Here is a 9,407-nt window from a genome sequence, read left to right as displayed (position 1 = left end):
TTATGTTGCACGGAAGGAGCAAATGGCACAGAAACAGGTATTGAACTTTTCTGAGCATAAAACTATACTCCCTGCATAGAGCAACAGCTTCTATACAGTTTAAGTAGGCCCCGTTAATCTTACCGTCCCGCCAAGAATGGATGAGATTATCGGGGTTTTTGCTTTTCTGGCTCCGGGTAGACACCTCATCAGAACCAGTTCCCTGCCACCTTACGGCGTGGCCAGCCAAGAATTCGTTAAAACGATCAGTAATCTAGCACCCAACGAGAAAACGATCAAGAATGTGAAGTCTTTACATCCAGAACACCACGTTCAGAAAGTTCACGTTCGAGTAAGGTCTCAATAAACTGCGCTTGAGTGAGTCCTTCCTCTTCACAGATCGTAATCATCCAGTCTTTAAGAGGATTTTTAACAAAAACCTTCACTTCTTTATGTGTTTCACGTTTACGCGCAATCGCGGCAAGCTGTCTTTCACTTGCCGACATCGGCTTACCTTTTCGGTAAGAACGCTTTTCTTTCGATGAGGAAGTTACTGCATTTTCAGCCTGCGACATCTCTGCCCCCTCAAGGATCAAACAAGGATCGTTTCGCAGAGGATACTACAGATTCCTGAAATCAGCGACTTACTTTATGAACGTAACCCGCGTTGGCGCACGGTTTACGTTTAACGATCGTTTCTTTGGGGTCAGTACGTCTGTTTCCAGTCTGATCCCTGTGCCCATCGGGATGGCGGACTCACAAGTGACGAGCGCCAGCGCCTCAAAGAGCTGGAGCAGGAAAACCGGGAATTACGGCGTAGTAACGATATCCTGCGGCAAGCCTCAGCTTATTTTGCGAAGGCGGAGTACGACCGCCTGTGGAAAAAATAATGCCGCTGCTGGATACACTCTGCGACGGGGTCGGACCGGTATGTCATGAGCTGAATATCGCCCCGTCGACGTACTATCGGCACCGTGAATATCGCCAGCATCCGGAGAAACGTAGTCTGCGTGACCGCCGTGACGACCTGCTGAGACCGGAAATACAGCGGGTGTATGGCGGAAACTACAGTGTCTATGGCATCCGTAAAGTCTGGAGACAGTTGCAGCGGGAAGGCTTCAGTGTAGCCAGATGCACCATCGCGCGACTGATGAAGGCTATGGGGCTGGCTGGTGTGCTGCGGGGTAAAAAAGTGCGCACCACGGTCAGCCGGAAAGACGTTGCGGCAAGCGACAGGGTAAACCGTCAGTTCGTGGCAGAGCGGCCCCAGTCAGCTTTGGGTGGCAGATTTCACGTACGTCAGCACCTGGCAGGGCTTCGCATATGTCGTGTTCATCATAGATGTGTTCGCCGGCGTTATTTTAGGCTGGCGGGTATCATCGTCTATGGAGACAACGTTCGTACTGGATGCGCTGGAGCAGGCACTGTGGGCACGTCGACCTTCCGGCACCATCCATCACTCGGATAAAGGTTCGCAATATGTTTCACTGGCCTACACGCAACGGCTGCAGGAAGCGAAGCTTCTTGCTTCAACGGGCAGCACGGGTGACTCTTACGATAATGCCATGGCCGAAAGCATCAACGGTCTGTGCAAAGCAGAGGTGATACACCGCCAGAGCTGGAAAAACCGGCAGGAAGTGGAGCTGGCAACACTGTGGTGGGTGGACTGGTACAACAATCGTCGACTGCTTGAGCGGCTCGGTCACATCCCACCTGCTGAAGCAGAAAAAGAGTATTACGCTTCCATCGGGAATAAGGAGCTGGCAGCCTGAGTTCCCGGACTTAACTCTCTCCCACAAAACCGGTACGGTTCATCATCATATAATATTGGTTCTTTTCTCTTCTTATAAAATCTCTCATATCCTCAATAAAGTCAGTAATTTAATTACAGGCTGCAGTCCTGTAACCAAGTGCTGAAGGCAGTCAATGCCGTAGATTTCTGTTTTGATTTTAAAAACGTCAACCAATAACTTCCCATGTTTACTTCAATATCAAAAGGCATTTTAAGCAATCCTATCTCCAATTCCCTTCTGAACATACATGCAGGTGCCAGAGCTATTCCATCAGATATGCTAGTAGCATCAACCATAAGTCTAGATGAATCAAAAATTGGTCCTGTAATTACCCATGGCTCAACACCAGCAACTTCAAGCCAGTGATACCATTCATCCTGCCGATAAGTTCGTAATAACAATTTATTTCTTAGATCATTCGGTGAGAGAAGACTTTCTGCAACAACAGGAGAGCATAGTACAGTGTGCGGTGCAGAAAATAGTTCAATATTGTCAGTAAGAGTCCATTTTCCTGTTCCAAAGCGAATTGATGCATCAATACCTTCAGTTGCCAAATTGATTGTATTGTTATGGGTTAAAATCCTTAAGTCAATCCAGGGGTATTTTTCATAAAAATCCTTAAGCCGGGGCAAAAGCCATCCAATCGCAAAAGTTCCCACCACAGCAACAGTAAGCACTTCGAGAAATTTACCTCCACGGAATTTTTGTAAAGCTGAATCCATACGATTGAACGCATCATTAACGACAGGAAGTAAATGTGCCCCTTCTTCTGTAAGAAGTAATCCTCGCGGTAACCTTCGAAACAGAGTGACATTAAGAATGTTCTCCAGAGAACGAACGTGTTGACTTACAGCGGCTTGACTAACATGCAGTTCAAGACCTGCACGTGTAAAGTTAAGGTGGCGGGCAGAAGCCTCAAAAGCCCGTAACCCGTTCAATGGGAGGCGATTTCTCATGGCGTATTAACCTAAAAGTTTTACTTATGTCTAAGCAAATATATTATAGCTTGTCACCATAAAGAGCAAATGTATAATTCATTTTGATAGACATTTTTATACCGTTATTTTTAAATTGTTATATAAATTATGGCTGTTTAATCTTGTTTTTACTAAAATTAGCTGGAGGTATCTTAATGTTAAGTTTCTATTCCCACCCCAAGAATTGCAATGTTTCAATTAAATTCCCATCGCATGAGGAATTCATATTAAATACATTGAATAATGTGCTTATGAAGCATTTTTGATTTTTATGCTAAAGGTGACCCTTTTTATTAATTGTTAGCTGAAAGGTAATCTAATATTTTAAAATTTAAAAATCATTTACTAAAAATAAAGAAATATATCACCTGGCTTGCACTGTATAATTTAATGGATCAGAAAATGAATGGTTTTTTTGTGTATTAAAAATAAATTATCTGTTTATTAAATAGCCTACCTTTGTTTTTTACAACCAGGGAAATGCTTTCAATAAAAAACATCACCAGGTTGCTAACATATTAAAAGATAAAATGTTTTTATTTTAATGAAAGTATTTAATTTCGCTTTATGTTTTACATGCGTCAACAAGCGCGGACTAATAGATGGCGTATTAATTTCTGATTTATAGCCAGTAAACTTTATAAAGGTGTTAAATATGTTAAAAAAAATGCGAAAAAATGCGATTATTCTTTCTTTTTCGCTCTGCCTTCCTTTTGCTTCATCTAACTCATTTGCAAATCAGGAAAGGAATGGCCTGGCTCAAATTAAGGAACTGGAAACTGTTTTTGGAGGGCGGATAGGTGTTTATCTTTTAAATACAGAAAATGGGAAAGAGTTTTCCTACAGGCAAAATGAGAGATTTCCTTTATGCAGTTCATTTAAGGTGTTCTTAGCTGCATCCGTATTAAAAAAAACTCAGGATAAATCTTTTTCTCTTAATGATACGGTAGAGTATTCCGGTCGTGTTATGGAGAAGCATTCTCCTGTATCAGAAAAATACCTAGAAACGGGTGCAAGCGTTCAGACTTTGGCTATGGCAGCAATTCAGTACAGTGATAATGGAGCGTCTAATCTATTAATGGAAAGATACGTCGGAGGTCCTGAAGGTTTGACTGCATTTATGCGATCAACGGGAGACACGGAGTTCAGGCTTGATCGCTGGGAGTTAGAATTAAACTCAGCTATTCCAGGCGATAAACGTGATACTTCAACTCCGAAAGCAGTAGCAATGAGCCTAAAAAATATTGCATTTGGTTCTGTACTTGATGCTAAAAATAAAGCCTTACTGCAGGATTGGCTTCAAGGAAACACGACTGGCAATGCGCGAGTCAGAGCCGCAGTTCCTGATAAATGGGTTGTTGGCGATAAAACAGGCACCTGTGGTTTCTATGGTACAGCTAATGATGTTGCTATTTTATGGCCTGATTCCAATTCACCTGCTGTTATCGCTGTGTATACAACGCGTACTAATCAAAACGATAAACATGATGAAACAATAATTAAAAATGCTGCAAAAATTGCTATAAATGCAGTGTATGGAAGTTATAAATGATTTTGTTGTAATTAAATAGAGGTATTACCTGTGTAAGCGCCCCATCAGCGACGTCTGTCGACGAACCTTTAATCCGGCGATGATAGAGTCCACTTAATTTTAAAAATGGACTCTATCAAAAATGGGTAATACCTCTGATTAGTTGAATTTGATGTATAATACTCGTTTTTAGGGTTGATGATCTTACCCAGATAATGTGGACACCGCCCTAAGCGAGGTTCTGGTTTTCAAATTGTTCCGGGCTGAGTCCGCCACAGGCACTGTGACGACGCCACCGATTGTAATCACACTCGATATAATTGAACACCGCCGTTCGCATTAATTCCCGGCTGATAAAGCGCTCTCCATGGATACATTCCACCTTCAGCGAATGGAAGAAGCTTTCCGCGCAGGCATTGTCGTAACAACACCCTTTGGCGCTCATGCTCCCGCGTAGATTATGCCGTTTCAGCAATGCCTGATAATCCGCTGAACAATATTGCCCGCCACGATCCGTATGGACGATGACATTTTCCGGTCGCTTACGTCGCCACAGTGCCATCTGTAGCGCATCACACGCGAGTTGTGCCGTCATTCTTGGCGACATCGACCAGCCAATGACAGCCCTGGACCACAGGTCAATCACCACCGCCAGATACAGCCAGCCCTCATCCGTACGTACGTGATTTCACCAGCCCATTTCTGGTTCGGCCTGCTGGCGTAAAAATCCTGCTTCAGCAGGTTCTCTGATACCGGCAGACCATGCTTACGGTAGCTGACCGGCCTGAACTTACGCGCTGCTTTTGCACGAAGCCCCTGACGACGCAGGCTGGCGGCGATGGTTCTGATGTTGTACCGGGGCAATTTATCAGCCAGACGCGGTGCACCATACCGCTGTTTTGCATCACTGAACGCCTGCCGGACAGCGGCATCACAGACCAGACGGACTGCCGTCGCCGGTTAGTCTGATGACGGCGCAGACACCATGAATACCAGCCACTCCTGGCCACGCGCAGCACCCGGCACATGGCTTTGATACTGAACTCTGGGACTCTGGGTCGAGTCCGTCAAGGTGGTGTAAATTCAGTTACAGCCTTCCGGTCCGGTAACGGGCCTGTTATGCACTGAGTGGCAGCGCGTCGATTACTTCGGTTTCAGCGGGCTGGTCTGTCTCCGCCATGCTGTGTTGCGGCAGGTAGCGGTTCTGCAGCAGCCATTCTTCGTTCTGCTCCGTCAGTACCGCACCCAGTAGCCGCATGATGCTCTCTTCGTTGGGGAAGATACCCACCACGTCGGCACGACGCTTCACCTCTTTGTTCAGGCGCTCCAGCGTGTTGGTCGAGTGGATTTTCACCCGGTGCGCTTTCGGGAAGCCGAAGTACGCCAGCACGTCCGCCTCCGCTTCATCCATCATCGCCGTGACCGCCGGGTTGCTCTTCTCCAGCTGGCCGGCAACTTCACGCCAGGTGGCATGGGCGCTTTTCTCGTCGGTCTGCACGAACACCTGCTGCAATGCGGCACGGACCACCGACTGGTTCGCCCGGCTGACGCGGCTCAGCATATTGCGCATGAAGTGGACCCGGCAGCGTTGCCAGCTGGCGGAGAACACCTGCTGTATCGCTGCTTTAAGGCCGCTGTGCGAGTCGGAGATAACCAGCTTCACGCCCTCCAGACCGCGCTCCTTCAGGCTCAGCAGGAAGGCCTGCCAGAACGCTTTGGCTTCAGACTCACCGATACCCATCCCGATAATCTCCCGGCGACCGTCCGGGCTGACCGCGCAGGCGATTATTACCGCCACGCTGAGCACCCGTCCGTTCTTGTGCACCTTCACGTAGGTCGCATCCAGCCACAGGTAGGGCCATTCCCCTTCCAGCGGCCGCTGCAGGAACGCCTACACGCGCTCATCGATACCGCGGCAGATGGAGGACACCTGGCTGCGGGAGATGCCGGTCATCCCCATCGACTGGACCAGCGCGTCAACCTTGCGGGTCGAGACGCCGTTTATCCATGCCTCCTGGATAACCGCGTTGAGCGCCTTCTCCGACAGCCTGCGGGCCTCGAGAAAGGGCGGGAAGTAGGTGCCTTCACGCAGCTTCGGGATACGCAGGTCCAGCGTGCCGAGCCGGGTGTTGTACTGCCGGTCACGGTAGCCGTTGCGGTATGTCTCGCGTTCATCGCTGCGCTCGTGAGGCTCTGCGTTGATGCGCTGAGTGACGTCAGCTTCCATGATGAGGTTGAGCATAAATTCGGTGAGCTCATGCAGGAAATCCTCGCCGCCGAGTTGCATCAGGGTGTTGCTGTTACCATCGGCACGAGTTCCGTAGACCAGTACTCTGACCACCCTGACCCGCCATTCCTGCAACCTGCGTTGCAGTGTTCTGCGATGACCTTCAGTAAATTGACCAGGATGTACGCCTTCAAGTTTGAGAAGTAATTCGGTACTGCCCAGTTGCGGTTCATCTTTAAGCCAGCATTCTATTTCGTTCCAGACGTCAGCGAAGGGATCTTGCACTGATTGCTCGCGGAGTGCCGGATTCAGGCTGAGATGCCCGTGTTTCTCCATCGCCGGAATAAGCTGGGGCAGTAACGCCCTGAGACGCTTACCGCACAACCGATCTCAAGCTTCCCACAGTACGATCAGAGCCTGCTGAACAGCTGCGCCATAAACTGAACGAGCCGTGGCTGATCGACGCCGTTGGTTGCCGCTGGTGACGGCACCATTCAGTAACCGGATTACTGATTTACGATGGTACCCACTGATCAGTATGAACTCTTTGAGGATCCGGGTTTTCTCGGCTTTACTGGCTGCCTGATAGCGTGTTTTCAGCGCCCGCAGAAGCTGACGACGGGTATCCATAGGCAACAATGCATTGCTCATAGGTGGACCTCTGGCTGATTATTTATCACACAGCCAAAGTAACAATTTTGGTGAGGCAACAGTGCACGTTGGGTAACAAAAATGCTGAGTCAATGCGCGGACTGAGTTATTTTCGTCTCATATTATACAAAAATATGTTCTTATTTGAATATTCACAATTAAGGCTAATGGTTTAAATTCATCCTGTGCGGTGAATCCCCCTGAGCGGAGGGGCTAAACAGCCAATACAGAGTTATTATCAGGTTCGTCCGTATAATAGCGAGTCACGGCGGCTGTCCAGGACTCACCGGGAGGCACCCGGCACCGCGCGTTACAATATCTATCCCTCATTCGTGTTTTCAGATGCAATGATGTGAAACCCCTGTTTTTCTCTGAACATCATATTTGTCTGATGGTCCTGACCTAGGCCACTCCCGCTTTTTCTGCCAGAGCTCCAAGTCCAGGGCCTGCAGCTCCTGCGGCTTCAAAGCACGGAGCAGTGGGTGTCGCAGCAGAGCCACATCCTGTCCGACTGCGACTGGCTTTACCATGCCCCATCTGCTGTAGCCCTTCTTTAACAAAAACTGGCCCCTGCTCAACCAGCTCTTTCAGGCCGCCACCCGCGCCATACTACACCGGGCCCGTAAGCAGGGCGTGGAAGCCGGCATCTTCTGCACCCTGCACACCCGTGGCCGCCAGCTCAGCCAGCATCCGCACATTCATGCCTCCGTCACCCGCGGCGGGCTCGATGTTAAACATGGCGTCTGGCGGGCGCTGTTTTTCAAAAAGAAGGTGGTGGAAGAAATCTGGCGGGGTGCCGTCATTCGCCTGCTGCGCAAAAGTTACGACCTGATTAATCCCGGCAGCCTGCCGGGGCTGGGGCATATCCGCGACAGGGAACAGTGGCGGCGTTACCTGCAGGCTCAGTATGGTCGCCACTGGAAAGTCCATTTTGCGAAGAAGACCCGGGGCGTGGCACAGCGTGAAATATCCGGGATGCTACTTCAAACTACCTTTTTCTTTGGCCATTCTATACCAAATCCATTCATTATGATAAGTTACATATATAGTAGTTTAACATGTAAGACCATGCTCGTTAGACGCGCTCTGATTGCTCTCTATCTATGCTTTAAAAATTTCAGGCCAATTTTTTCTGTTTTATTTTTGAATTCGATAAAATTATCTGATCCTACCCGCGAATAGTGGACACGGATGAACCACTTGCTTAGCTGTGGTTTGTTTTTGGTTTTCAGGATCTGGTAGAACTCGAGTGCCAGTTGCTGTGCTAATTTCAGCTGTGGCTCTTTTTCACACATCAGACTAATAAAACGGGAAGCGTAATTTTCTTCACCTCTGATGATTCGCCAGGGCATCAGCCAGCGGCTCACACGGGAAGCGGAAGGAAGTCGGCAGGTGATAGTAACCGGAGGGAGCCAGCCTTTACGCCATCTGGCAACGGCGTCCCTGACGATGGTTTCACTGCCTGTGAACCCTTTCGCCGCCATTTCTCGCCATATCTGACTGGCATTGTGGTTTCCGCTTTCTCGCTGTTCTTCAAGCCAGTCCTTCCATGGCTCGAGAAATCCCCGTTTTGGTGGACGGGTCGACATTTCGGGGAATGTCCCGGATTGTACCCATCGACTTATAGTCACCCGGGATAACCCGGTGATACGGGATATTTCCCTGAACCCGCATCCCTTATTATGCAGTGACATCACCTCCGACCTGCGTTGATATCGTTTTTTTCGGGTTTGCTGTTTCAGCCGCTCCAGGCGACGGAGTGATGATGGTGGCTCTACTGGCGTTGACTCTGCTGATTTTTTTGGCGACAGTTCGCTGGCAACAAGACGTATCAAAGGCATATATCTGTACATCATCCGTTCGAGCGCATCACCAATATTTTTCAGTAGATGCCAGCGATCGGCCACTTGCCTTGCCTGAGGTGCGCCTTCCCTGGCAGCCATAGCATAGATCCCACCGCGATCCCGTGATACTACCTGTATCTCCGGATATTTTCTGAACCAGGATGCCAGTGCACGCCGGTCGCGTCCGGGAAGCAGAACCAGGGGGCGGTGAGTATCCAGATTGACTATCAGCGTGCCGTAACGATGACCCCGATACCAGGCCCATTCGTCGATCCCTACGTGTGGAGTATCCCCTCATCCGAATAGCAGAAGTGCTCTGTGTATCGCGTTCGAATCTGTATGACCGGTTGCTGGAGAAACGCCAGCAACGTTCAGCCCGCTACAGCAAAGACGATGACGCCCGAC

5 protein-coding genes, 5 pseudogenes and 1 other annotated feature are annotated in these 9,407 nt (G+C 48.9%); of the genes and pseudogenes, 4 read left to right on the top strand and 6 right to left on the bottom strand.

Translation table 11 applies throughout. From position 1 onward, the window contains the following. Positions 1–136 precede the first annotated feature (136 nt). Positions 137–240: pseudogene (locus KGP25_RS26740) on the top strand (replication protein RepA). 35 nt (positions 241–275) lie between these two features. Here KGP25_RS26740 and KGP25_RS25625 read toward each other — a convergent pair. Beyond that, positions 276–554 carry a replication regulatory protein RepA gene (locus KGP25_RS25625; protein WP_123061079.1) on the bottom strand — a complete coding sequence of 93 codons (279 nt, stop codon included), beginning with the start codon at positions 552–554 and terminating at the stop codon, positions 276–278. A gap of 177 nt (positions 555–731) precedes the next feature. Between KGP25_RS25625 and KGP25_RS25620 the strand changes: the two are divergent. After that, a pseudogene (locus tag KGP25_RS25620) lies at positions 732–1,751 on the top strand (IS3 family transposase); the annotation flags it as partial. After that, positions 824–934 (top strand) — a sequence feature (AL1L pseudoknot). (Overlaps the previous pseudogene by 111 nt.) 113 nt (positions 1,752–1,864) lie before the next feature. Here the strand turns inward: KGP25_RS25620 and KGP25_RS25615 are convergent. Continuing rightward, positions 1,865–2,728, bottom strand: coding sequence for a LysR family transcriptional regulator (locus KGP25_RS25615; RefSeq protein ID WP_223540642.1), 864 nt, complete (start codon positions 2,726–2,728; stop codon positions 1,865–1,867). A 676-nt stretch (positions 2,729–3,404) separates the two neighbouring features. Here KGP25_RS25615 and KGP25_RS25610 point away from each other — a divergent pair. After that, a complete protein-coding gene (locus tag KGP25_RS25610) occupies positions 3,405–4,301 on the top strand; it encodes a carbapenem-hydrolyzing class A beta-lactamase FRI-8 (RefSeq protein ID WP_140423308.1) in 897 nt (298 codons plus the stop codon). A gap of 208 nt (positions 4,302–4,509) precedes the next feature. Here KGP25_RS25610 and KGP25_RS25605 read toward each other — a convergent pair. The 3 genes and pseudogenes from KGP25_RS25605 to KGP25_RS25595 form a co-directional block, all read right to left on the bottom strand. Beyond that, positions 4,510–5,326, bottom strand: a pseudogene (locus tag KGP25_RS25605) (IS3 family transposase); the annotation flags it as partial. Between the two features lie 71 nt (positions 5,327–5,397). After that, a pseudogene (locus tag KGP25_RS25600) lies at positions 5,398–6,567 on the bottom strand (IS256 family transposase). 330 nt (positions 6,568–6,897) lie between these two features. Continuing rightward, complete coding sequence (locus KGP25_RS25595) at positions 6,898–7,158, bottom strand: hypothetical protein (protein WP_164472304.1); 261 nt, start codon at positions 7,156–7,158, stop codon at positions 6,898–6,900. A 633-nt stretch (positions 7,159–7,791) separates the two neighbouring features. On the opposite strand from KGP25_RS25595, the gene KGP25_RS25590 reads away from it, so the two are divergent. Next, positions 7,792–8,340 carry a transposase gene (locus tag KGP25_RS25590; RefSeq protein WP_223540641.1) on the top strand — a complete coding sequence of 183 codons (549 nt, stop codon included), beginning with the start codon at positions 7,792–7,794 and terminating at the stop codon, positions 8,338–8,340. Here the strand turns inward: KGP25_RS25590 and KGP25_RS25585 are convergent. After that, positions 8,265–9,287 (bottom strand): annotated as a pseudogene (locus KGP25_RS25585) (transposase); the annotation flags it as partial. The gene KGP25_RS25590 and the pseudogene KGP25_RS25585 overlap by 76 nt on opposite strands. Between the last annotated feature and the right edge of the window lie 120 nt (positions 9,288–9,407).

The sequence above is a fragment of the Enterobacter sp. JBIWA003 genome, assembly GCF_019968825.1.
Taxonomy (GTDB): domain Bacteria; phylum Pseudomonadota; class Gammaproteobacteria; order Enterobacterales; family Enterobacteriaceae; genus Enterobacter; species Enterobacter quasiroggenkampii.
Note: the sequence above shows the minus strand (reverse complement) of the source record. Positions and strands in the feature narration are given on the sequence as shown.

Bases quoted from the DNA above. Each gene is read 5' to 3' on its own strand.
- KGP25_RS25625 (WP_123061079.1), bottom strand. From the start codon at position 554: ATGTCGCAGGCTGAAAATGCAGTAACTTCCTCATCGAAAGAAAAGCGT.
- KGP25_RS25615 (WP_223540642.1), bottom strand. From the start codon at position 2,728: ATGAGAAATCGCCTCCCATTGAACGGGTTACGGGCTTTTGAGGCTTCT.
- KGP25_RS25595 (WP_164472304.1), bottom strand. From the start codon at position 7,158: ATGAGCAATGCATTGTTGCCTATGGATACCCGTCGTCAGCTTCTGCGG.
- KGP25_RS25610 (WP_140423308.1), top strand. From the start codon at position 3,405: ATGTTAAAAAAAATGCGAAAAAATGCGATTATTCTTTCTTTTTCGCTC.